Here is a 21,882-nt window from a genome sequence, read left to right as displayed (position 1 = left end):
CTACACCCCGAGCTGCTCCGCGACCTCGAGCCACCGCTCCTCGAGCTGCTCGACCTCGGCCTCGAGCCCGGCCAGGCGCGCCTGCAGCGCCCCGAGGCCCGCGTAGTCCGACTGGTCGTGCGCCGCGAACGCGTCGAGGACCTCCTGCCGGTCGGCCCCGATGCGGGCGATCCGGCGGTCGAGCGCCGACATCTCCTTCTCCGCCGCCCGACGCTCCGCACCCGAGAGCACCGCAACACCGGCGCCGGCCGCCGGAGCGGCGCCCGCACCGGCCGCGCCACCAGCGCCATCGGCGCCACCAGCGCCGGCCGCGCCACCAGCGCCACCGGCCGCCGGCCGCCCCGAGCCGCCCACCGTCCCCGACCCAGCCACGCTGCCTGCCGAGCCGGTTCCGCCCGCCGTGTCGGGCCTCCCGGCAGCTGCGGCGGCAGCCGCCGACGCGGTCGCGGGGACGGAACCCGACGCGCGGAGGCGCATGTACTCGTCGACGCCTCCGGGCAGGTGACGGAGGTGCCCACCGAGCACCGCGTACTGCTGGTCGGTGACGCGCTCGAGCAGGTACCGGTCGTGCGACACGACGAGGAGCGTGCCCGGCCAGGTGTCGAGGAGGTCCTCCATCGCGGCGAGCATGTCGGTGTCGAGGTCGTTCGTCGGCTCGTCGAGGATGAGGACGTTCGGCTCGTCGAGCAGGATGAGCATGAGCTGCAGGCGACGCTTCTGCCCACCGCTCAGGTCCTTGACCGGGGTGGAGAGCTGCGCGGACGTGAAGCCGAGGCGTTCGAGGAGCTGCGACGGCGTCATCTCCTTGCCGTCCGCCACGTACGAGGTCTTCTTGCGCGCGACGACCTCGCGCACGCGGTCGTCCGCGTACTGCTGGAGATCGGCGAGCTGCTGGTCGAGGACGGCGATCTGCACGGTCTTGCCGGTCTTCACCCGGCCGGTCGTCGGCTGGAGCGTGCCGGACACCAGGTTGAGGAGCGTCGACTTGCCCGCGCCGTTCGGCCCGAGGATGCCGGTCCGCTCCCCTGGCGCGATCCGCCACTCGACGTCGCGCAGGATCACGTCGTCACCGAAGGCCACCCCGGCGTCGAGCAGGTCGACGACGTCCTTCCCGAGCCGGGCGGTCGCCATCTGGGACAGCGCCACGGTGTCGCGGATCGGCGGGACGTCGTCGATGAGGGCGTTCGCCGCGTCGATGCGGAACTTCGGCTTGCTCGTGCGGGCCGGTGCACCGCGGCGGAGCCAGGCCAGCTCCTTGCGCGCGAGGTTCTGGCGGCGCTGCTCGGACGCCGCGGCCTGCCGGTCTCGCTCGACGCGCTGCAGGATGTACGCCGCGTAGCCGCCCTCGAAGGGCTCGACGATGCCGTCGTGCACCTCCCAGGTGTCCGTCGACACGGCGTCGAGGAACCACCGGTCGTGCGTCACGACGACGAGGCCGCCCTGGTTCGCGGACCAGCGGCGCTTGATGTGGTCGGCCAGCCACTGGATGCCCTCGACGTCGAGGTGGTTCGTCGGCTCGTCGAGGAACAGCACGTCCCAGTCGCCGACGAGGAGCTTCGCGAGGGCGATCCGGCGCCGCTGGCCTCCCGACAGGTCGTCGACGTTGGCTTCCCACGGGATGTCCGAGACGAGACCGCCGATGACGTCGCGGATCTTCGGGTCGCCGGCCCACTCGTGCTCCGCGCGGTCGCCGACGACGGTCGCGCCCACCGTCGCTCCGGCGGGCAGGACATCGCGCTGGTCGAGGTACCCGACGGTCAGGCCACGGCGGTGCGTGACGCGGCCGTCGTCCGGGTCGATGCGCTGCGACAGGAGGGCGAGGAGCGTGGACTTGCCGTCGCCGTTCCGGCCGACCACCCCGATGCGGTCCCCCTCGTCGATGCCGAGGGTGACGCTGTCGAAGACGACACGGGTGGGGAACTCGAGATGCACGTTCTCGGCGCCGAGGAGATGAGCCACCCGTCAAGGGTACGGGGGCGCACGGGGCGCTCCGGTCGGTCGGGTCCGCGAGGCTGCGGTCGACGGTCGGTCGGGTCCGCGGTCGACGGCTCCTCGGTCGACGGTCGACGTGGAACGACCGGACCGATGTCGTGCGACAGCGGTCCGGTCGTTCCGCATCGGCGAAGCGGGGTGGGGTGGGGTCGCTGCGCGGCCGGCCTGGAGGCGCGGCTCAGCTCGACGGGGTCGCGTCGCCCTCGCCGGCTGCTTCCTTCGCGCGCTTCAGGCGCGCCTGGGCCTCCCAGTACTCGATCTCGCGTTCGAAGTCGGCGAGCTCCTGCTCGGTCCCGGTGACGCGCTTGTCCCCGTGCGCCGAACGGGCCTCGCCGAGGGTGGCGTAGCGGTCCTCGTGCCGGACGGGGTCCAGGTAACGGCCGTGGTTCCGCTCCCCCGGTGCCCAGTCGTGCCCGACGGCGAACCAGACGATGGGACCGACGACGGGCACGAAGATGCAGAGGAGGACCCACGCGATCTTCGGGAGGCCCCGGACCTCGGAGTCGGTCTTCGTCAGGATGTCGATCAGGGCGAAGACGAGCAAGAGTGTCCCCGCCCCGTACAGCAGCACGCTCATGGTGCCGAATTCTATGGAGCGGCCGAGAGCCCGGCCACTCCCCGAACGCGTGCCGCGGTTGCGATCGGGCAACGGTCTCCTGCGACGGCGTACAGGGTGCCGGTCCGGTCCCGTCAGGACGGTCCGAGATCGAGGTAGCGCTGCGCGACGGCAGCAGACCAGGTCGCTGCCGCTGCCGCGACGACCGCCACCACGATCCAGGCGAGCCAGAGCACCCACACGGCACTGCCGGCCACCACGGCGGCCGCAGCGACGAGCGAGTACACCGACCAGACCCCGAGGACCGGGCGGCGGACGCGCTGGGTCGCGACGGCTCGGACGACGTCGAGCCGGTCCTCGGGCGCGCGCTCGCGGAGGCGGACCACCCGGCGGAGCGCCGCTCGCTCGGCCGGCAGCAGGACCTCGTCGACCCGGAGCATCGCCGCAGGGGATCGACGACCCCGGATCGCCCCCACGATCACGGCGACGAGCAGCAGCGCGGCACCGGCGGCACCCGTCCAGGCGACGACGTCGCGACCCGTGGAACCGGCCGGGAACGCGAACCCGACGACGAGGACGATCGCGGCGGGCAGCACGAGGAGCGCCGACGCCCGCACGACCGGGAACCGGCGGGGCGGGGGCAGCGCGAGCACGTTCTGCGCCCGCGCGTCCGCCACGGCCCAGCGCTGCTCGGCCCGGTGCACGGTGTCGGTCATGCCGTCGATCCTGGCACAGCGGCATGAGGATCCGTCAGAGCGCAGCCACCCACTCGTCGGTGCCGTCGCGGAAGCGCTGGTGCTTCCAGATCGGCGTCCGCTCCTTCACGAGGTCGATGAGGGCTGCACACGCGGCGAAGGCCTGGGCCCGGTGCGGTGACGCCACGGCGGCTGCGAGTGCGACGTCCCCGACGACGAGGGCGCCGACGCGGTGCAGCACGGCGATGCGGACGTCCGGGTGCTCGGCCGCGACGGTCTCGGCGACGTCGCGCAGGACGGCTGCTGCGGTGGGGTGACCCTCGTAGTCGAGCGCCGTGACGCCCTTGCCGCCGTCGTGGTCGCGGACGACCCCGGCGAAGGTGACGACCGCCCCGTCGCGCTCCGAGGTCACCGCGACGGAGGTCTCCTCGACCGTGACGTCGCGGTCGACGACGTCGGCGAGGAGGACCCGGCCGGACCCCTCCACCGCGGTCACGAGGCGCTCCGAGGTGCGTGGCCGGCACCGTGCAGCTGTGCGAGCACGTGGTCGAGCAGCCCGTCGAGGACGTCGAGGCCGTCCGCGACGCCCCCGCGCGATCCGGGCAGCGTGACGACGACGGTGCCGCCGGCTGCGATCCCGGCGACGCCACGGCTCAGCAGCGCGGTGGGTCCGGCGCCGGCGAGACCGCGTCGGCGGATCTCCTCGACGATGCCGGGGAGCTCGAGGTCGAGCAGGGGCGCCACTGCCTCGGGCGTCCGGTCGGTCGGCGTGACGCCGGTGCCGCCCGTGGTGATGACCACCCGGGCTCCGGCGAGCACCTCGCCCGTGACGGTCTCGGCGATCGGGCCGCCGTCCGGGACGATGATCGGCTCGGCGACGGTGAACGCCCGCTCCCGGAGCCAGGACGCGATCACCGGGCCGGTGCGGTCGAGTGCCGGGTCGGCCGCGGCCTGGGTCGAGACGACGAGCACCCCCGCACGGCCCTTGGTGGGTTCGGAGGTCATCGTTCCGCCTTCCAGTCGCCCGAGCGTCCGCCGTGCTTCTCGAGCACCCGGACGTCGGTGATCACAGCCGCCCGGTCGACGGCCTTCACCATGTCGTAGACCGTGAGCGCGCCGACGCTCGCGCCGGTCAGGGCCTCCATCTCGACGCCGGTGCGCGAGGTCGTGCGCACGGAGACCTCGACCACGACGCGGTCGTCGGCGCCGGTGATGTCCACCTCGATGCCGGCGATCGGCAGGGGGTGGCACAGCGGCACCAGGTCGGAGGTCTTCTTCACCGCCATGATCGCGGCGATGCGGGCCGTGCCGATGACCTCGCCCTTCGGCAGGGAGCCGTCGAGGATGCGCGCGACGACGTCGGGGCGGGTGACGAGGGTCGCCGTGGCGGTCGCGGAACGGTCGGTGACGTCCTTGGCGGAGACGTCGACCATGTGCGCTGATCCGTCGGCACGGACGTGGGAGAGGTCGGTCATCTACAGGCTCCAGACGGTCAGGGGGTCCCCCGGTTCGACGACGGCGGTGCCGACCGGGACGTGGACGAGGTGCGTCGCGGCGGCGTGGTGCACGAGGAGGTGCGAACCCGGGCCGCCGACGAGGTGCACGCGGCCGTCCTCGACCCGGCCGCGGCGGACCTGGTGCTTGCCGGCGGGCGACGTGGCGGCCTCGGCGGCGGGGAGCACCTGCGACGGGCGGTCGGCCGGCAGCCCGGCGAGCGGCGCGAGCACGGGCCGGAGGAACACCTCGAACGAGACGAGCGCCGACACCGGGTTGCCCGGGAAGGCGACGACGGGCACCTGGCGGTCGCCGAACGCCACCGTGCCGAGCGCCTGCGGACCCCCCGGTTGCATCGCGACCGGTGTGACGGCGAGCCCGAGCGGCTCGAGGGCCTGGCGTACGACCTCGTACGCGCCCGCACTGATGCCCCCGGTCGTGAGGACGAGGTCCGCCCAGTCCCCGACCGCCGCCGTGACGGCGTCGACGAAGGCGTCCGGGTCGTCCGGCACCACGACCGTGCGTGATTCGACCCCGACCTCGGCGAGCGCGGCGGAGAGGGCGATGCCGTTGGCGTCCCCGATGCCGGCGCCGTCGGCGTCCACCCCCACGAGTTCGGAGCCCGTGCTGACGACGAGCACCCGCGGCCGGCGGACGACGTCGACGCGGTCCACGCCGGCAGCCGCGAAGGCCCCGAGGAGCGCGGGGGTGACGAGTGCCCCGGCGTCCGCCAGCACGCCGCCGAACGGGACGTCGGAGCCGACCGTCCGGACGAACGAGCCGGCCGTCAGGTCGGCGGGGACGGCGACCGTGGCGAGCGCCAGGGCCGCGGGGAACGTGCCCGGCTCGGTCCGTTCGACGGGGAAGACGGCGTCGGCGCCGTCGGGGATCCGCGCACCGGTCATGATCGGCGCCGCCGTGCCGGGCACGAGCGGTTCCGGGACCGTCCCGGCGGGGATCGGGTCGGTGACCGCGACGTCGCTGCCGGCGTCCGCGGCACGGACGGCGAAGCCGTCCATCTGGCTGTTGTCGAAGGCGGGGAGCGGCACGGGTGCGACGATGCGCGTGGCGAGCCGACGACGTGCTCCGGCGCCGGCCCCGGCGGCGAGGTCGGCGGTGCCCCGGGCCTCCAGGCAGGTGGGATCGGACGTGCCGGGCGTGAGCCGGGCGATCACCGGGGCGAGCAGGGCAGCCACCGCTCCGGCGTGTTGACCGATCGTTCGCACGGTGCCCTCCGAAGTCGTGCATGCAAGCCTGGACGTGCGCCCGACGGAACCGCCGTCGGGGCGCGTCAGTAGCGTATCCAGCGCGCACCCCGCGCCGAGGACCATTCGGAGGACCTGTGGAGAACGACGTGACCATCGGCGTGATCGGTGGATCTGGCCTGTACCGACTGTTCGAGGAGGGCAGCGCCGAGGAGCGCACCGTCCCGACGCCGTTCGGTGCGACGTCCAGCCCGATCAGCATCGGGACGATGTCCGGCCGCCGTGTCGCGTTCCTCACCCGCCACGGACGCTCCCACTCCGTGGCACCGCACCGCATCAACCACCGCGCCAACACCTGGGCGCTCCGCTCGCTCGGCGTCCGTGCGGTCGTGTCCTCGAGCGCCGTCGGCGGCCTGCACCCCGACTACGCACCCGGCACCTTCGTCGTGACGGACCAGCTCATCGACCGCACCTGGGGTCGTGCCGACACGTTCTTCGAGGACGACGTGCAGCACCTGTCGTTCGCGGACCCGTTCGACCCCGTGCTGCGTGCAGCCGCCGTCGACGCGGTGGCCGCGCTCGGCGTGCCGCACCGCCCGACCGGCACGTGCGTCGTGATCCAGGGCCCGCGCTTCTCGACACGCGCGGAGTCCGTGTGGATGCGCGAGGCCGGCGGACACACGATCAACATGACGATGACGCCGGAGGTGCCCCTGGCGGCCGAGCTCGGGATGGGCACGGTCAACCTGTCGTTCGTCACCGACGCCGACGCGGGCCTCGCGTCCGCGTCCGGTCCGGACGACGAGCCCGTGACGCACCAGGCCGTGATGGACCGGCTGGCGCGGGCGAACGAGGTCATCGTGCGCGCCATCGGGTCGATCGTCGGGTCGGTCCCGGAGGACTTCACGCCGCGCGAGCTCGTACCGGCCGGCGCGAGCGCCGCCGTCCTGTCGCTGCCGGTCGGCGGTGCCGCGTGAGCCGGCTGCTCGTCACCGGGGGCGCGGGGTTCATCGGCTCGGCGATCGTGCGCAGGGCCCTCGCCGAGGGGCACGAGGTCCGCGTGCTCGACTCGCTCCGTGCTGACGTGCACGGCGATGCAGCCGACGGGCGGACCCCGGTGCCGGACGGGGTCGCCTTCGTGCTCGGCGACGTCCGGGACGACGCGGTCCTCGACGCAGCACTCGACGGCGTCGACGTCGTCTGCCACCAGGCCGCGAAGGTCGGGCTCGGCGTCGACTTCCAGGACGCCCCCGACTACGTCTCCTCGAACGACACCGGAACAGCGCACGTCCTCGCCGCGATGGACCGCCACGGCATCGGCCGGCTGGTGGTCGCGAGCTCGATGGTGGTCTACGGCGAGGGCGCGTACGCGACGGCATCGGGCGAGCCGACCCGTCCGCCGGCACGTCGGCGCGAAGACCTCGACGCCGGGCGCTTCGACCCGATCGGCCCGGACGGCGAGCCGCTCGTGCCCGGCCTCATCGACGAGGACGCCGCGCTCGACCCCCGCAACGTGTACGCGCAGACGAAGGTCGCGCAGGAGCACCTGGCGTCCTCGTGGGCCCGGGCAACCGGGGGTCGGGCGATCGCGCTCCGCTACCACAACGTGTACGGACCGGGCATGCCCGCGAACACCCCCTACGCCGGTGTCGCGTCACTGTTCCGCTCGGCTCTCGCGCGCGGCGAGGCCCCTCGGGTGTTCGAGGACGGCCGACAGCGGCGGGACTTCGTGCACGTCGACGACGTCGCGGGAGCGAACGCGGCCTCGATCGCGGCGACGGCGGACCTGCCGGACGACTCCTTCCGGGCGTACAACGTCGGCTCGGGCACGGTGCACACCATCGGCGAGATGGCGGCGGCGATCGCGGGGCCGGACGGGCCGCAGCCGGTCGTGACGGGCGAGTACCGGCTCGGGGACGTCCGGCACGTGACCGCGTCGCCGGAGCGCATCGGGCGGGAGCTGGGCTGGCATGCCGAGGTCGACTTCGAACGGGGCATGCGCGAGTTCGCGACCGCGCCGCTGCGGGCCGCGGTGCGCTGACGGCGCACCCCGAGTCTCGCCCGCCGCGCCCCGAGTCTCGCCCGCCGGGCCCCGAGTCTCGGGCTGGCGGACACTTCTCGGGCCCAGGCGCGCGAGAAATGTCCGCCAGCGCGAGACTCGCCCCCGCCAGCGCGAGACTCGCCCCCGCCAGCGCGAGACTCGCCGCCGCCCACCCGTTGGCACCCCAGATCGGGGGACGCCAGAGTGGACAGCGGGGTACACCGCCACCCGCATCCGGTCAGGCCACCCGTGCAGCGTGGTCCCCATGTCGTCGACGTCAGCGAGTCCCTCGCACCACGAGCCGCACCGCGATCCCCGTCGATCCGGGCGTCCGCACCGAACAGACGGCATGAACGTCGATGTGATCCTGCCGTGCCTCGACGAGGCCGACGCACTCCCCCGCGTGATCGGCCGCCTGCCGCAGGGCTACCGCGCGATCGTGGTCGACAACGGTTCGACGGACGGCTCGGCCGACGTGGCCCGCGCGCACGGAGCACTCGTCGTCACGGAGCCCCGCCGTGGCTTCGGCTCGGCGTGCGCCGCCGGGCTCGCCGCTGCCACGGCCGACTACGTCGCGTTCTGCGACGCCGACGCCTCGATGGACCCCGCCGAACTCCCCGGCCTCCTCGACCGGGTCGCGTCCGGTCGCACCGACCTCGCACTGGGGCGCCGGGTGCCGACCTCGCGCGGTGCGTGGGCACCGCACGCACGCTTCGCGAACCGCGTCCTCGCGGTCCTGATGCGCCGGGCGACGGGCTACCGGCTGCGCGACCTCGGTCCGATGCGGGTGATGCGCCGCGAGCAGCTCGTCGCGCTCGACCTGCAGGACCGCCGCAGCGGCTACCCGCTCGAGATGGTCCTCGCCGCGCACGCCGCCGGCCTCCGGGTCGACGAGAGCGACATCGGCTACGCCCAGCGCATCGGCGACAGCAAGGTGACGGGTACGCTCCGCGGCACCGTCAACGCCGTCCGCGACATGTCGCGCCTGCTCCGCGCGTACCGTTCCGGCGAGCGCCGACCCGGCACCGTCGCGCGCGACGGCGACACCAGCCGGTCCGGAACCACCACCGGCCTGGAGGCCCGTCCCACCCCCGCCGACACCGCTCCCCTCGAGCGCGTGGTCGGCACCGCCACCGCGGAGGTCCGGTCGTGACCGCGGTCACGGTGGCGGTCGTCGCCAAGGAGTGCCTGCCCGGTCGGGTGAAGACGCGGCTCATCCCGGCGCTCGGGCCCGAGGGTGCCGCACGCGTGGCGGCCGCGAGCCTCGCCGACACGCTCGCCACGGTCCGCGCACTGCCCGCCGCCCGGCGCATCCTGTTCTTCGACGGCGACGTCGTGCCCGACGCGGCCGAGGGCTTCCACGTGCTGCCGCAGCCCGGCGGTGACCTCGACGCGCGCCTCGGCACGCTGTTCGACGCCGTGCAGGGCCCGCTCCTCCTGGTCGGCATGGACACGCCGCAGGTCCGCCCGGCCGACGTCGCGCCGGTGTTCGAGAACCCCGAGCGGGACGCCTGGTTCGGCCCGGCCGAGGACGGCGGCTTCTGGTCGCTGTACATGCACGACCCGGACGGGTCCCTCATCCGCGGTGTGCCGATGTCCCGAGCGGACACCGGTGCGGTGCAGCGCGCCCGGCTCGTGGACGCCGGCCTCGACGTGGACGACCTCGTGCCGCTCCTCGACGTGGACGAGATCGCCGACGCCGACCGCGTGGCCGCACTCGCTCCGGGCTCCGCGTTCGCCGCGGCCCTGACCGCCGAACGCACGACCTCCGGAGGTGTCCGATGACCATGCACGCACCGATGACCTTCGGGGCCGGTGGGGGCGAGCCGTACGCGCGGGCCCTCCGCTCGGACGGCCGACTCCGCCTCACCGACCCCAGCCGGCCGGGCACCGTCGTGACGATGGACGTCGGTCGCTGGAGCGCCGCGGCCGACCGGGTCGACCGCTCCCTGCTCGACGACGCCGACGGTCCCGTCATCGACATCGGGTGCGGCCCTGGCCGGATGCTGGTCGCCGCACGTGCCGTCGGCCTGCCCTCGCTCGGTGTGGACGTCTCGGCCGAGGCGGTCGCGATCGCCCGGCGCTCCGGTGGTCACGCCGTGCAGGGCTCCGTCTTCGACCCGGTCCCCGACGAGGGCCACTGGGACACCGCACTCGTCATCGACGGGAACATCGGCATCGGCGGGGACCCGACGGCGCTGCTCGCCCGGTGTCGCGCGATCGTCCGACTCGGCGGGCGGGTGCTCGTCGAGACGAACCCCGACCGCACCGCCGACCGGACGTACACGGCCCGCGTGGTCGACACCGACGGCCACGAGAGCGCCGCGTTCCCGTGGGCCGAGGTCGGGCTCGACGCTCTGCACGCCCACGCCGCCGACGCAGGCCTGCTCGCACGCCAGAGCTGGACCGCCGAGGGACGCACGTTCTGCGAGCTCATCGCCTGACGTTCTTTTGCATGATGCAAGAAAGAACGGTAGAGTCGGGGTCATGCAGCACATCGACTCCCCCCTCGGCGGCTCGTTCGTGAGCGGTACGGCGCGACGTGACGAGCGCGGCACCTTCACCGGCACCACGACCCGGCGCGCGCTCGGCACCTACACGGGCGCCCCCGTGACCGGACGGCTCGGGCGCTTCGTCGACGCACAGGCGACCCGCCGGACGTCGGCGACCGGATCGGTGCGCACGGCCACGGGCTCGCTCCGCACGTCCACCGGCTCGCTCCGCACCGCGACGGGCTCGTTCCGCACCGCCTGAGCGCCGGACTCCCCCAGACCGCGAGCGGTCGCCCCCGGGTCGTCTCCCCCTACCGACCCGGCCGGGCGGCCGCTCGTGCCGTTCCCGGTCCACGACACACCCTCGGACGCCGGAGGGGAGCGGGTGCCAGGATGGGCACATGAACGACCGTGCCGGAACCCCCGCGACCGCCGACGACCTCGTCGACCTCGACGCCCTGCTCGCCGCGTACCACGAGCGCGTCCCGGACGTGTCGATCCCCGAGCAGAAGGTGGTGTTCGGCACCTCCGGCCACCGCGGCTCGTCCCTCGACACCGCGTTCAACGACACCCACATCGCCGCGATCACGCAGGCCATCGTCGAGTACCGCGCCGAACAGGGCACCGACGGCCCGCTGTTCATCGGCCGCGACACCCACGCCCTCTCGGCACCCGCCGAGCAGACCGCGCTCCAGGTTCTCGCCGCCAACGGCGTCCGGGTCCTCGCGGACGCGCAGGACGGCTTCGTCCCGACCCCGGCCCTGAGCCACGCGATCATCGCCTACAACCGTGCGGGCAACCCGGACACCGCGGACGGCATCGTCATCACGCCGAGCCACAACCCGCCCCGCGACGGCGGCTTCAAGTACAACCCCCCGCACGGCGGCCCGGCCGACAGCGACGCCACCTCGTGGATCGCCGACCGTGCGAACGCGATCATCGCGGGCGGGAACGCCGAGGTCCGCCGACAGGACGAAACCGCGGCGGAGGGCTACGACTACCTCGACTCGTACGTCGCCGACCTCGAGCACATCATCGACATCGACGCGATCAAGCGCGCCGGCGTGAAGATCGGTGCCGACCCGCTCGGCGGCGCCTCCCTGCCCTACTGGGAGCGCATCCGCGACCACTACGGCCTCGACCTCACGGTGGTGAACCCCGAGGTCGACCCGACCTGGGCGTTCATGACGCTCGACTGGGACGGCAAGATCCGCATGGACCCGTCCAGCGCGAGCGCCATGGCCTCCGTGGTCGCGCGGAAGGACGAGTTCGACGTCCTCACGGGCAACGACGCCGACTCCGACCGGCACGGCATCGTGACGCCGGACGGCGGCCTGATGAACCCGAACCACTACCTCGCGGTCGCGATCGAGTACCTCTACGCCCACCGGCCGGAGTGGCGCGAGGACGCCGCCATCGGCAAGACGCTCGTGTCGTCGAGCATCATCGACCGCGTCGCCGAGTCGCTCGGTCGCCGCCTGTGGGAGGTCCCGGTCGGCTTCAAGTGGTTCGTCCCCGGTCTCATCGACGGCTCGGTGGCCTTCGGCGGCGAGGAGTCCGCCGGCGCGAGCTTCCTCCGGAAGGACGGCACCGCGTGGACGACCGACAAGGACGGCATCATCCTCGCCCTCCTCGCGTCGGAGATCATCGCCGTGACGGGCAAGACCCCGTCGCAGCTCTACGCCGAGCTCACGGAGCGCTTCGGCGCACCCGTGTACCAGCGCGTGGACGCCGCCGCGAGCAAGGACCAGAAGGCGCGGCTGTCGAAGCTCGACGGCGACGCCATCACGGCCGACACGCTCGCCGGCGACCCGATCACGGCGAAGCTGTCGCGGGCCCCGGGCAACGACGCGGCCGTCGGCGGCGTCAAGGTGGTGACGGAGAACGCCTGGTTCGCCGCACGTCCGTCGGGCACCGAGGACGTCTACAAGATCTACGCGGAGAGCTTCGTCGGGCAGGAGCACCTCGAGCAGGTGCAGCGCGAGGCCAAGGAGATCGTCGACGCCGCACTCGGCGCCTGACGCCGACCGCTCCCGACGCGGTGCCGACGGACACGGGCGTAGCCTCCGGCTGGTCGGCAGCAGCCGGAGGACTGCCGATCCACTCAGGAACGGACTCCGGGCGGACCTCCGCCTTGCGGAGGTTGTAACTTTGCACGCAGCGCAAAGTTTCCGGGAGACCTGCTCATGACCCAGACCGCGACCGCACCCGCGGCTCCCACGACGTCCTCGAACGCCGTGATGAACCACCGGCAGATCCTGCTGGTGATCTACGGCCTCATGGCCGGCATGTTCCTCGGTGCCCTCGACCAGACGATCGTCGGCACCGCGATCCGCACCATCGGCGACGACCTGCACGGGCTCGACCAGCAGGCGTGGGTGACGACCGGCTACCTGATCGCGTCGACGATCACGACACCGATCTACGGCAAGCTCTCCGACATCTTCGGCAGACGCCCGCTGTTCCTCACCGCGATCGGCATCTTCATCGTCGGGTCGTTGTTCGCGTCCTTCTCGACCTCGATGCTCATGCTCGCCGGGTTCCGCGCGCTGCAGGGCCTCGGCGCCGGCGGTCTCATGTCGCTCCCGCTGGCGATCATGGGCGACATGCTCGCTCCCCGCGAGCGCGCGAAGTACCAGGGCTACTTCCTCGCCGTGTTCGGCATCTCCTCCGTGATCGGCCCGCTCGTCGGCGGCCTGTTCGCCGGCGCGAACGAGATCGTCTTCATCGCGGGATGGCGCTGGGTGTTCCTGATCAACGTCCCGATCGGCGTGATCGCGCTCGTCATGGTGCTGACGTTCCTGCACCTGCCGAAGTTCGGCGACCGGGGCAAGCCGCGGATCGACTGGTGGGGCGCGGCGCTCGTCATCGTCACCCTCGTGCCGCTGCTCCTCATCGCCGAACAGGGCCGTGACTGGGGTTGGAGCTCCCCCGGCGCGTTCGCCTGCTACGGCATCGGTGCCGCCGGTCTGATCGCGTTCGTGATCGTCGAGCGTGCGATGGGCGACGACGCGATCCTGCCGCTGAAGCTGTTCCACTCGCGCGTGTTCTCGATGGCCGCGGTCCTCAGCGTCCTCGTCGGCTTCGGCATGTTCGGCGCGATGCTCACGATCCCGCTGTACCTGCAGATCGTGAAGGGCGTCACCCCCACCGAGTCCGGCTTCTCGATGCTGCCGATGGTCCTCGGCCTGATGATCGCCTCGATCGCGTCCGGCCAGATCATCTCGCGGACCGGCAAGTACCAGGTCTTCCCGGTCACCGGCACGGCGTTCACCGCGATCGGGTTCACCGTCCTCACGTTCCTGACGGCGGACAGCCCGCTGTGGTTCCTCATGCTCGGCATGTTCGGGATCGGCCTCGGCCTCGGGCAGCTCATGCAGACCCTGACGCTCGCCGCGCAGAACTCGGTCTCGCCGCGGGACATCGGGGTCGCGACGAGCGCCGCGACCTTCTTCCGCCAGATCGGCGGCACGATGGGCACCGCCGTGCTGCTGTCGGTCCTGTTCTCGCTCATGCCGACGAACATCACCACGGCCCTGCAGAACGAGACCACGCTGAAGTCCAGCCTCAACGCGGCCCTCACGCCCTCCGTCGCGAACGCCTCGGAGAACAAGCCGGTCATGGACCAGATCTGGAACAAGATCGTCGACCCCATCCAGTCGAACGTGCAGGACCAGCTGAACTCGGCCGCCGTCCAGGCCAAGGAGGCCGCCGACGCCGCCGTCACGAAGCAGGTCACCGCGAAGGTCGAGCAGGCGGTCGCCGCCGGCCAGGTGCCCGCCGCGTCCGCGGACACCGTCATCGCGCAGCAGGTCGCCGCCGCGAAGTCCGACGCCGAGCAGCAAGCGCTCGAGACCGTCGCCGCCAAGGCGAAGGCCGACGTCGTGGACGGCACGCTCCAGGTCGACTACGCCGACGCCACGCAGCGGAAGAACGTCGTCGACGAGGTCGCGCCGACGATCAAGAAGCAGCTCGAGAAGGGGTCGACGAGCTCGACGAGCTCCTCCACCACCAGCGACACGTCGTTCCTCAACGGCGCCGACCCGCGACTCGCGCGGTCGTTCCTCGTCGGCTTCAGCAGCTCGGCCGTCACGGTCTACTCCGTCGGCCTCGGCGTCATCCTCCTGGCGTTCGTGCTCACCTGGTTCTTCCGGGTCCCGCCGCTCCGGAAGGTCTCGGCCCTCCAGGAGCAGGCGAACGCCGCGAAGGACGACAGCGACCGACTCGCCGCCGACGCACAGCAGGCCGCTGCGAACACGGGTTCGCTGGTCACGCCGCACACCGGGTCCGTCCCGGTGGTCCCGACCTCGCCGGACGTGACCGTCCCGACGCGTGACCGGTCGGGAGGCGCGGCCTCCCCCGCCACGCCGGTCGCGTCGGACGGACGCTCGGCTCCCGTGTCGCCGGGCACGACCGACACGCGGGCACCGCTCCCCGGTGCCACGACCCACGGGGCACACTCGGCCGCCGCCCCCGTCGACGAGCCGCCGACCACGACGGGCGCCATCCGGACCCGCCCGGCGCACGCCGCACCCGCGGCGGAGCCGACGGCGACGGACGTGGACGCGACCTCGGCGTCGACGCAGGACGATCCGGCCGAGGCGATTCGCGCCTCCCGGCCGGTCTAGGGCGACCACCCGCACGGCCGCCACTCCGCCGAGTGACGAACCCGACGTCCTCCGCCGTCAGCCGACGGCGGAGAACGTCGCGCCGGGCAGGCGCCGGCGCATGACCTCGATCGCGGTCGCGTTGTCGTCGACCAGCACGTAGCGGCGGCCGAGCGCGGCGGCGACCGCACCGGTCGTACCGCTGCCGGCGAAGAAGTCGAGCACCCAGTCGCCCTCCCGCGAGGACGCCTGGACGATGCGCCGCAGGATGCCCTCGGGCTTCTGCGTCGGGTAGCCGGTCTTCTCACGGCCCGTCGGGGACACGATCGTGTGCCACCAGACGTCCGTCGGGAGCTTGCCGCGCTCCCGCTGCTCCGGCGTCACCAGACCCGGCGCCATGTACGGCTCGCGGTCGACGGCCGCGGAGTCGAAGTGGTACCGGTCGGGGTCCTTGACGTAGACCAGGATCGTGTCGTGCTTCGTCGGCCAGCGTGTCTTCGCCTTCGCGCCGAAGTCGTACGCCCACACGAGCTCGTTGAGGAACGAGTCGCGGCCGAACAGCGCGTCGAGGAGGACCTTCGCGTAGTGCGACTCGCGGTAGTCCAGGTGGAGGTAGAGCGTGCCGTCGTCGGCCAGGACCCGCCACGCCTCGAGCAGCCGCGGTTCGAGGAACGACCAGTAGTCGTCGAAGCGGTCGTCGAAGCGCAGCAGGTCACCCCGGACCCGCTCGTACGAGCTGCCGCGGAAGCCCGTGACCCGCTCGCGCCGGCCGCGTGCCGAGTCGGCGTCGACGTCGGCGCTCCGGACCGCGGTGCTCGCGTGCCGACGCTGCTTGCGGCCGGTGTTGAACGGCGGGTCGAGGTAGACGAGCGTGAAGGAGCGGTCGTCGAGCGTCGCGAGGACCTCGAGGTTGTCCCCGTGGACCACCCGGTCCGGTCCGCGGTCGTCGTGCACGGGTCCATCCTCGCGCACGACGACGGACTCACAGGTCGCGCACCGGCGGTCCGGGCGTAGCGTCGATTCATGGCGACACCCGAGGTACGGAACGACACCGCGCAGCAGCAGTACTCCCTGGTCGAGGACGGCGAGGTGATCGGCTTCGCGGCGTACGAGCTGGACGACGAGGAGATCCGCTTCACCCACACCGAGGTCGACCCCGAGCACCGTGGTGGCGGCCACGCGTCGATCCTGGTGCAGGCGGCGCTCGACGACGTGCGGGCGAACTCGTCGCGGACGGTCGTACCGCTGTGCAGCTACGTCAAGGCGTGGATCGAGCGGCACCCGGACTACCAGGAGCTCACGGCGCGCTGATGGCGAACCGCGGCCGGAGCCGCGTGTGCCTAGTACGTGCGGTCGTGCGTGCCGGCGCGGACCTCGCGCGGTCCGCCGGGCAGCTTGATGAGGACGTGCCCGCTGAGGAGGTCGTGGTCGTCGTCCGCCGGCGTCGGCGCCTCCCGCGGGAGCCGCGACTGCCGCTCGTACTCGGCCTGGGCTTCGTGGCGGGTCGGCGCGAACACCTCGTCCATCATCGAGACGACCCCACCGGACCCACCGCTCCGCGTGGCCTTGTTCGACAGGTCGATCCATCCCACGCGATCGGCGATCCACATCGCGACGACCGCGGCGGCCACCGCCCCCAGGAGGATCAACCAGTTCACGCGTACGACGGTACGTCGGACCGGTGGCGGCGACATCAGCCGCGCGGGGGATTCTCCTGATCCACACACGTCGTTCTTGGGGAGGACACCGAGACTGGTCGAGCGGCGGCCCGGTTCCCCCCTCCCGGGCCGCCGACCCTGTCCCGGCCCGGCGACCCCGCCCCTGCCCCGGCCTGCTGCACGACTGCGCGTCACGTCACCGCGGGCCGCCACATCGACACCGGCGCCGCCGCCCGGAAGCCCGTGATCGGTGCTCCGTCGCCGAAGCCGTGCCGTCGGTACAGCCGCCGGTTGTCCGGGGTCGACGACTCGAGGTAGGCGTGCTGCCCGCGCTGGTCCACCCGGTCGAGCGCGTGCTCGAGGAGCATCCCGCCGACGCCCTGGCCGCGCGCTGCGGCGGACACCCCGATCTCGGCCAGGTACCAGTGCGGCGCGTCCGGACGGGCACGCTCCATCCGACGGAGGTGCGCGAGCGCCCGCAGACCGCCCGCGATCCCGAGGACCCGGACGAGCTCGGGCACCTGGGACACGAACGCCCGCAGTCCACCACGGTGCGGGAGCGGCGCCTGCCAGAACGCCGCGCCGACGACACGGTCGCCGGTCACCGCGACGTCGAGCGCCCTGGCGTGCGGCGGGACCGACCGGACCAGCGCCGAGAAGAGCCGGCCGAGCACGGCGGTCCGGTCCTCCCCCGGGCGACCGGGCCGGATCTCGGCGAGCACCGGATCCTCCGCGAACGCCTCGGACAGGACGGCTGCGGCGGCTTCGACCTCGTGATCTGCTGCTGCACGGACGACGATCTGCATGGCGACTCCTCCCGTATTCGGCCACATGGCCAGATCACGATCCTGCCGGGTGGTGCTGCACATGCGCCGTACGCTTCCTGTGATGACCGAGGACGAGGGACCGCGCGGGTACCGCAGTCGCGCCGACCGCCGCGAGGAGCTGCTCGACGCGGCCGCCCTCGTCGTCCGGGACGACGGCCTCCCCGGGCTGACCACGCGGGCGGTCGCCGCCCGGGCCGGGGTCGCCCACGGCGTGGTGCACTACGTGTTCGGGGCTCGACGCCACCTCGTCGTCGCGCTGCTCGAGCGGCAGGCCCGGGCGTCCCTCCCCCAGGTGCTCGCCGCCGCCGATGCCCACGACGACGTCCGGGGTGCGCTGGACGCCGCGGTCGGCGCGTGGATCGACCTCGTGCGGAGCGAACCGGAGCGGTTCCGGCTGCTGGAAGCCGTGAGCAGCAGCGGCCTCGACCCGGACGGCGACGGCGCGCTGGTCGACGCGGAACGACGGCTCTGGCGCGACGCGGTGGCTGCGGGCCTCGACCGGTGGTCCGCCGCGCACGGGGTCGTGCTCGCGGTGCCGACACCGGACGCGGCCGACGCGGTCATCGCCGTGGTCGACGGCCTGACACGGTCCTCCGTGGGCGACCCCGACGGTGCGGCGACCGACCGGAGTCGTGCGCTCCTCGTCCGTGGGCTCGCACACGTCCTCTCCGAGCCGGACCGAGGCGAGCCGGACCGAGGCGAGCCGGACCGAGGCGAGCCGGCTCGAGACGAGCCGGCTCGAGCCGAGCGGGACCGAGCGGAGCGGGACTGAGGCGAGCCCGAGCTCACGGCACCCGCTCGAGCCACTCCTTCGTCGCGAACTTCGTCTCGATGAGCTCGTGCGCCCGCTGCCGCTCGGCCTCGGTCACGTGCCCCTCGTGCGCCCCGTAGCGCTTCGTGAACGTGTCGACGAGGCGGTCGATGATCTCCGCCCGGGACAGGCCGGTCTGCGAACGCAGGGGGTCGACCCGCTTCGCCGCCGAGGTCGTGCCCTTGTCGCTCATCTTCTCGCGACCGATCCGGAGCACCTCGACCATCTTCTGGCCGTCCATGTCGTAGCTCATGGTCGCGTGGTGCAGCACGGCACCGGTGCCGAGGCGCTTCTGGGCGGCCCCGCCGATCTTGCCCTTCGCCGAGGTGATGTCGTTGAGCGGCTGGTAGTACGCGTCGATGCCGAGCGACTTCAGCGCCTCGATCACCCACTCGTCGAGGTACGCGTACGAGTCGGCGAAGGTCATGCCCTGCACGAGGTCGGCCGGCACGTACAGCGAGTACGAGATGATCGCGCCCGCCTCCATGAACATCGCGCCGCCGCCGGAGATGCGACGGACGACCTGCACGCCGTACTTCGCGGCACCCTCGGGGTCGACCTCGTTCCGGAGGGACTGGAACGACCCGATGACGACGGCGGACTCGTCCCACTCCCAGATGCGGAGGGTCGGTCCGCGGCGACCTGCGCCGACCTCCTCCGTGAGGACCTGGTCGAGCGCGAGGTGCTCGTTCGGGGAGATCGGCCCCTCGTGGATGACCTCCCAGTCGTGGTCCAGCCACGACGACGCCCGCGAGAGCGCCCGGCGGACCGCGACGCCGACGGACTCCGGCGTGAAGCCGAGGAGCTGCGCCCCGTCGGGCAGCGCACCCCGCACGGCAGCGGCGATGCCGGCTGCGTCGGTCGCGGCGGGCAGGCCGTCCACGGCCTGGTCGATGAGCGGCAGCGCGTCGTCGGGCTCGAGGAAGAAGTCGCCGGCGAGCCGGAACTCGCGGATCTTCCCGTCGACGACCTCGAGGTCGACGACGACCAGCTTCCCGCCTGGGACCTTGTACTCACCGTGCACGCGACGAGCCTACGCCGCGACGCGACGGCCTGGAGGCGCGTGGCGGGCCCGCCACGGGCCTCCAGGCCGCGTCAGCGCGCGACCGCGCGCCCCAGCCACCCGAGCAGGTCCCCGACCACCTCGTCCCGGTTGGTCTCGTTGTAGACCTCGTGCCGTGCGCCCTCGTAGACCCGGACCTCGACGTCCGACAGCTTCCCGCGCGTCCGGTACGCCCGGGCCAGGCGCTCGACGGACCGTGGGCCGCCGAGGGTGTCGTCGGACCCGACCTGCAGCAGCATCGGGAGGTCGTGCGGGATGCCCCGACGCGGCACCCCGAGCAGCCGCAGGGTGTCCGGGAGACCGAAGAGCTTGATGACGTCGGCCTCGACCGCGAGCGGGTCCAGCCCGATCGCGTCGATCACCGCCCGGTCGCGACTGATCCACTCGTACTTCGTCGGACCGGACCCGGCGAACCGGGCGTTCAGGTCGCCGCTGTTCATCCACCCCGGCAGCCGGTACGCCGTGGCGGAGAGCACGATCCCGTCGTAGCGCGCACTCGACGTGTTCACGATCCGCTGCGCCATGAGCGACCCCCACGAGTGCCCGAGCAGCACGAGCGGGACGTCCGGCGTGTCCTCCCGGGCGAGGGCGGTCAGCTGCTCGACCGCGGCGATGGCTGCCCGCAGGCCCCCGGGTCCGAGCCGGCCGAGCCTGGCGTGGCCGCCGTCCCACTGCGCGAGCCCGGTGCGGCCGTGCCCGCGGTGGTCGTTCGCGACCACCGTCCACCCGGCGCGGACGAGGTCCTGCGCGAGCGGCTCGTACCGCAGCGAGTGCTCGCCGACGCCGTGCGCGATCTGCACGATGCCCTTCGGCTTGCCGGCACGCCAGGTGGAGTAGACGATCTCGACGCCGTGCGCGTCGGTGAACGAGGAGTCCCCTCGGGCTGCGGAGAAGATCGGCACCTCTGCATCCTCGCAGACGGCGGGCGCCGCACGGGCTCAGTGACGTGTTCACCCGGCGTTCACGCAGCGGGCTCCGAGCCAGCCTACCGTTGTCGCGCATGGACGTCCTCGTCACCGTCGTGCTGGTGATCGTGGTGGCCCTCGTGTTCGACTTCACGAACGGCTTCCACGACACCGCGAACGCCATGGCCACCTCGGTCGCCACCGGAGCACTCAAGCCCCGGACCGCCGTGCTCATCTCCGCCGTCCTCAACGTGGTCGGCGCCTTCCTCTCCACCGAGGTCGCCAAGACCGTCTCGCAGGGCATCATCCGCGAGGGCCAGGACGGCATCCACATCTCCCCGGTCATGATCTTCGCGGGGCTCGTCGGCGCCGTGCTCTGGAACCTCGCCACATGGTACTTCGGCCTGCCGTCGTCGTCCACGCACGCACTGTTCGGCGGCCTCATCGGCGCGTCCATCATCGGCGCCGGGCTCAACTCCGTCGACTGGGCGACCGTCGTGTCGAAGGTCGTGCTACCGGCCCTGCTCTCCCCGGTCATCGCGGGCGTCATCGCGCTCGTCGCGACCTACCTGGCGTACTCCCTGACGAAGAACGCGACCACGCACGGTGCCGCGACCGGCTTCCGGCACGGCCAGACGATCTCCGCGTCGCTCGTCTCGCTCGCCCACGGCACGAACGACGCGCAGAAGACGATGGGCGTCATCACCCTGACCCTCGTCGCCGCGAACTACCAGCCGTCCGGCAGCGGGCCGGCGCTCTGGGTGATCCTGGCGTGCGGGCTCGCGATCGGCCTCGGGACGTACATGGGCGGCTGGCGCATCATGCGCACCGTCGGCAAGAAGATCTCGGACGTGCAGTCGCCGCAGGGCTTCGCCGCCGAGGCGAGCTCGGCGGCCACGATCCTGGTGTCGTCGCACCTCGGGTTCGCCCTCTCGACGACGCACGTGACGAGCGGCTCGGTGATCGGGTCCGGACTCGGCAAGAAGCTCGCCGACGTGCACTGGTCGGTCGTCGGCCGGATCGTGGTCGCGTGGGTCATCACGCTGCCCGCCGCTGCGGTGGTCGGCGCCCTCGCCACCGCGGTCGCGGCGACCTCGACCATCGGCCTGGTGGTCGTCGCCGCGCTGGCCCTCGCGGCCGGGATCGGCTTCTTCGTCCTGGCGCGCCGCAAACCGGTGACGCAGGACAACGTCAACGAGGACCAGCCGGCGTCGCAGCCGGTGGCCGCCTGATCGGAGGACGAGATGGACATCGACTTCGGTGCGATCGCGACGGTCGCGTGGGTGGGGTTCGTCGCAGCGGTGGGTGTGGTGCTCCTCTACACGCTCGGGCTGCGGCTGCTCGGGACGGGGCAGCCGGTCGACGCGGGCGGCGAGCGGACGCAGTACTCGGAGGAGACCCCGCGCTCCGGGCACACGCCCGCCGCCGCGGTGGTCGGTGCGTGGACGTGCTTCGCGGTGTGCGGTGCTGCGGCGTTGTTCGGGATCTGGCTGACCATCCCGCAGTTCCACCAGTAGGGCCCGGGCGGCTGCGAGG

The 21,882-nt window shown here is 72.8% G+C and carries 24 protein-coding genes; 12 read left to right on the top strand and 12 right to left on the bottom strand.

The window, feature by feature from the left end; all coding sequences use genetic code 11:
- From IEY20_RS12250 to IEY20_RS12220, 7 genes are all read right to left on the bottom strand, one after another.
- The gene (locus IEY20_RS12250; RefSeq protein WP_175327420.1) at positions 1–1,959 is read right to left on the bottom strand and encodes an ABC-F family ATP-binding cassette domain-containing protein; all 1,959 of its coding nucleotides are present in this window, start codon (positions 1,957–1,959) and stop codon (positions 1–3) included.
- 211 nt (positions 1,960–2,170) lie between these two features.
- Complete coding sequence (locus IEY20_RS12245) at positions 2,171–2,569, bottom strand: PLD nuclease N-terminal domain-containing protein (RefSeq protein ID WP_175327419.1); 399 nt, start codon at positions 2,567–2,569, stop codon at positions 2,171–2,173.
- Positions 2,570–2,682: 113 nt separating this feature from the next.
- Entirely contained in the window at positions 2,683–3,264 is a 582-nt protein-coding gene (locus IEY20_RS12240; protein ID WP_175327418.1) for a hypothetical protein, read from the bottom strand.
- A 34-nt stretch (positions 3,265–3,298) separates the two neighbouring features.
- Positions 3,299–3,739: a molybdenum cofactor biosynthesis protein MoaE gene (locus tag IEY20_RS12235; protein WP_175327417.1), complete on the bottom strand. Its 441-nt coding sequence runs from the start codon at positions 3,737–3,739 to the stop codon at positions 3,299–3,301.
- Complete coding sequence (locus tag IEY20_RS12230; RefSeq protein WP_031272311.1) at positions 3,736–4,248, bottom strand: MogA/MoaB family molybdenum cofactor biosynthesis protein; 513 nt, start codon at positions 4,246–4,248, stop codon at positions 3,736–3,738. Before IEY20_RS12230 ends, IEY20_RS12235 begins: the two co-directional genes overlap by 4 nt.
- A complete protein-coding gene (moaC, locus tag IEY20_RS12225; RefSeq protein WP_022902245.1) occupies positions 4,245–4,718 on the bottom strand; it encodes a cyclic pyranopterin monophosphate synthase MoaC in 474 nt (157 codons plus the stop codon). The genes IEY20_RS12230 and moaC overlap by 4 nt, the downstream gene beginning before the upstream one ends.
- On the bottom strand, positions 4,719–5,963 hold the full coding sequence (locus tag IEY20_RS12220) for a molybdopterin molybdotransferase MoeA (RefSeq protein WP_229728037.1): 1,245 nt from the start codon (positions 5,961–5,963) through the stop codon (positions 4,719–4,721).
- Positions 5,964–6,091: 128 nt separating this feature from the next.
- Between IEY20_RS12220 and IEY20_RS12215 the strand changes: the two genes are divergently transcribed.
- The 8 genes from IEY20_RS12215 to IEY20_RS12180 all read left to right on the top strand — a co-directional run bounded on the left by IEY20_RS12215 (position 6,092) and on the right by IEY20_RS12180 (position 15,103).
- Entirely contained in the window at positions 6,092–6,919 is an 828-nt protein-coding gene (locus IEY20_RS12215; RefSeq protein WP_229728035.1) for an MTAP family purine nucleoside phosphorylase, read from the top strand.
- Positions 6,916–7,983: an NAD-dependent epimerase/dehydratase family protein gene (locus tag IEY20_RS12210; RefSeq protein WP_175327414.1), complete on the top strand. Its 1,068-nt coding sequence runs from the start codon at positions 6,916–6,918 to the stop codon at positions 7,981–7,983. Before IEY20_RS12215 ends, IEY20_RS12210 begins: the two co-directional genes overlap by 4 nt.
- Positions 7,984–8,332: 349 nt before the next feature.
- Positions 8,333–9,136 carry a glycosyltransferase family 2 protein gene (locus IEY20_RS12205; RefSeq protein WP_229728033.1) on the top strand — a complete coding sequence of 268 codons (804 nt, stop codon included), beginning with the start codon at positions 8,333–8,335 and terminating at the stop codon, positions 9,134–9,136.
- Positions 9,133–9,768 (top strand): TIGR04282 family arsenosugar biosynthesis glycosyltransferase, encoded by a 636-nt coding sequence (locus IEY20_RS12200; RefSeq protein ID WP_175327413.1) that lies wholly within the window; start codon positions 9,133–9,135, stop codon positions 9,766–9,768. Before IEY20_RS12205 ends, IEY20_RS12200 begins: the two co-directional genes overlap by 4 nt.
- Complete coding sequence (locus tag IEY20_RS12195) at positions 9,765–10,427, top strand: class I SAM-dependent methyltransferase (RefSeq protein WP_022902250.1); 663 nt, start codon at positions 9,765–9,767, stop codon at positions 10,425–10,427. Before IEY20_RS12200 ends, IEY20_RS12195 begins: the two co-directional genes overlap by 4 nt.
- A 43-nt stretch (positions 10,428–10,470) precedes the next feature.
- Positions 10,471–10,737, top strand: a complete 267-nt coding sequence (locus IEY20_RS12190; protein ID WP_175327412.1) for a hypothetical protein — start codon at positions 10,471–10,473, stop codon at positions 10,735–10,737.
- Positions 10,738–10,876: 139 nt separating this feature from the next.
- Positions 10,877–12,496, top strand: coding sequence for a phosphoglucomutase (alpha-D-glucose-1,6-bisphosphate-dependent) (gene pgm, locus IEY20_RS12185; RefSeq protein ID WP_175327411.1), 1,620 nt, complete (start codon positions 10,877–10,879; stop codon positions 12,494–12,496).
- A gap of 165 nt (positions 12,497–12,661) precedes the next feature.
- Positions 12,662–15,103, top strand: a complete 2,442-nt coding sequence (locus tag IEY20_RS12180) for an MDR family MFS transporter (protein ID WP_175327410.1) — start codon at positions 12,662–12,664, stop codon at positions 15,101–15,103.
- Positions 15,104–15,160: 57 nt separating this feature from the next.
- Here the strand turns inward: IEY20_RS12180 and IEY20_RS12175 are convergent, their stop codons facing one another.
- The gene (locus tag IEY20_RS12175) at positions 15,161–16,036 is read right to left on the bottom strand and encodes a DNA-methyltransferase (protein ID WP_022902254.1); all 876 of its coding nucleotides are present in this window, start codon (positions 16,034–16,036) and stop codon (positions 15,161–15,163) included.
- A 69-nt stretch (positions 16,037–16,105) separates the two neighbouring features.
- Between IEY20_RS12175 and IEY20_RS12170 the strand changes: the two genes are divergently transcribed.
- The gene (locus IEY20_RS12170) at positions 16,106–16,393 is read left to right on the top strand and encodes a GNAT family N-acetyltransferase (protein WP_022902256.1); all 288 of its coding nucleotides are present in this window, start codon (positions 16,106–16,108) and stop codon (positions 16,391–16,393) included.
- A gap of 29 nt (positions 16,394–16,422) precedes the next feature.
- Here the strand turns inward: IEY20_RS12170 and IEY20_RS12165 are convergent, their stop codons facing one another.
- Both IEY20_RS12165 and IEY20_RS12160 read right to left on the bottom strand, forming a co-directional pair.
- A complete protein-coding gene (locus tag IEY20_RS12165) occupies positions 16,423–16,740 on the bottom strand; it encodes a hypothetical protein (RefSeq protein ID WP_022902257.1) in 318 nt (105 codons plus the stop codon).
- A gap of 191 nt (positions 16,741–16,931) precedes the next feature.
- Entirely contained in the window at positions 16,932–17,546 is a 615-nt protein-coding gene (locus IEY20_RS12160; protein WP_175327409.1) for a GNAT family N-acetyltransferase, read from the bottom strand.
- Between the two features lie 82 nt (positions 17,547–17,628).
- On the opposite strand from IEY20_RS12160, the gene IEY20_RS12155 reads away from it, so the two are divergent.
- Complete coding sequence (locus IEY20_RS12155; RefSeq protein ID WP_188889175.1) at positions 17,629–18,339, top strand: TetR family transcriptional regulator; 711 nt, start codon at positions 17,629–17,631, stop codon at positions 18,337–18,339.
- A gap of 13 nt (positions 18,340–18,352) precedes the next feature.
- Here IEY20_RS12155 and lplAB read toward each other — a convergent pair whose 3' ends face one another.
- The gene (gene lplAB / locus IEY20_RS12150; protein WP_175327407.1) at positions 18,353–19,402 is read right to left on the bottom strand and encodes a lipoate-protein ligase LplAB; all 1,050 of its coding nucleotides are present in this window, start codon (positions 19,400–19,402) and stop codon (positions 18,353–18,355) included.
- Positions 19,403–19,473: 71 nt separating this feature from the next.
- Positions 19,474–20,343, bottom strand: coding sequence for an alpha/beta hydrolase (locus IEY20_RS12145; protein WP_175327406.1), 870 nt, complete (start codon positions 20,341–20,343; stop codon positions 19,474–19,476).
- Positions 20,344–20,441: 98 nt separating this feature from the next.
- Here IEY20_RS12145 and IEY20_RS12140 point away from each other — a divergent pair, with 98 nt between their 5' ends.
- Positions 20,442–21,578, top strand: coding sequence for an inorganic phosphate transporter (locus tag IEY20_RS12140; protein WP_175327405.1), 1,137 nt, complete (start codon positions 20,442–20,444; stop codon positions 21,576–21,578).
- A gap of 12 nt (positions 21,579–21,590) precedes the next feature.
- Positions 21,591–21,863: a hypothetical protein gene (locus IEY20_RS12135; RefSeq protein ID WP_175327404.1), complete on the top strand. Its 273-nt coding sequence runs from the start codon at positions 21,591–21,593 to the stop codon at positions 21,861–21,863.
- The last annotated feature ends 19 nt before the right edge of the window (positions 21,864–21,882 follow it).

Origin of the sequence: Curtobacterium luteum (assembly GCF_014646995.1) — a bacterium.
Classification (GTDB): domain Bacteria; phylum Actinomycetota; class Actinomycetes; order Actinomycetales; family Microbacteriaceae; genus Curtobacterium; species Curtobacterium luteum.
This window is presented reverse-complemented; position numbering and strand designations above follow the sequence as displayed.

What these genes read in the sequence shown, in the direction of transcription:
- IEY20_RS12245 (WP_175327419.1), bottom strand. Translation starts at nt 2,569, where the DNA reads ATGAGCGTGCTGCTGTACGGGGCGGGGACACTCTTGCTCGTCTTCGCC.
- IEY20_RS12240 (WP_175327418.1), bottom strand. Translation starts at nt 3,264, where the DNA reads ATGACCGACACCGTGCACCGGGCCGAGCAGCGCTGGGCCGTGGCGGAC.
- IEY20_RS12230 (WP_031272311.1), bottom strand. Translation starts at nt 4,248, where the DNA reads ATGACCTCCGAACCCACCAAGGGCCGTGCGGGGGTGCTCGTCGTCTCG.
- moaC (WP_022902245.1), bottom strand. Translation starts at nt 4,718, where the DNA reads ATGACCGACCTCTCCCACGTCCGTGCCGACGGATCAGCGCACATGGTC.
- IEY20_RS12205 (WP_229728033.1), top strand. Translation starts at nt 8,333, where the DNA reads ATGAACGTCGATGTGATCCTGCCGTGCCTCGACGAGGCCGACGCACTC.
- IEY20_RS12195 (WP_022902250.1), top strand. Translation starts at nt 9,765, where the DNA reads ATGACCATGCACGCACCGATGACCTTCGGGGCCGGTGGGGGCGAGCCG.
- IEY20_RS12190 (WP_175327412.1), top strand. Translation starts at nt 10,471, where the DNA reads ATGCAGCACATCGACTCCCCCCTCGGCGGCTCGTTCGTGAGCGGTACG.
- pgm (WP_175327411.1), top strand. Translation starts at nt 10,877, where the DNA reads ATGAACGACCGTGCCGGAACCCCCGCGACCGCCGACGACCTCGTCGAC.
- IEY20_RS12180 (WP_175327410.1), top strand. Translation starts at nt 12,662, where the DNA reads ATGACCCAGACCGCGACCGCACCCGCGGCTCCCACGACGTCCTCGAAC.
- IEY20_RS12170 (WP_022902256.1), top strand. Translation starts at nt 16,106, where the DNA reads ATGGCGACACCCGAGGTACGGAACGACACCGCGCAGCAGCAGTACTCC.
- IEY20_RS12160 (WP_175327409.1), bottom strand. Translation starts at nt 17,546, where the DNA reads ATGCAGATCGTCGTCCGTGCAGCAGCAGATCACGAGGTCGAAGCCGCC.
- IEY20_RS12155 (WP_188889175.1), top strand. Translation starts at nt 17,629, where the DNA reads ATGACCGAGGACGAGGGACCGCGCGGGTACCGCAGTCGCGCCGACCGC.
- IEY20_RS12140 (WP_175327405.1), top strand. Translation starts at nt 20,442, where the DNA reads ATGGACGTCCTCGTCACCGTCGTGCTGGTGATCGTGGTGGCCCTCGTG.
- IEY20_RS12135 (WP_175327404.1), top strand. Translation starts at nt 21,591, where the DNA reads ATGGACATCGACTTCGGTGCGATCGCGACGGTCGCGTGGGTGGGGTTC.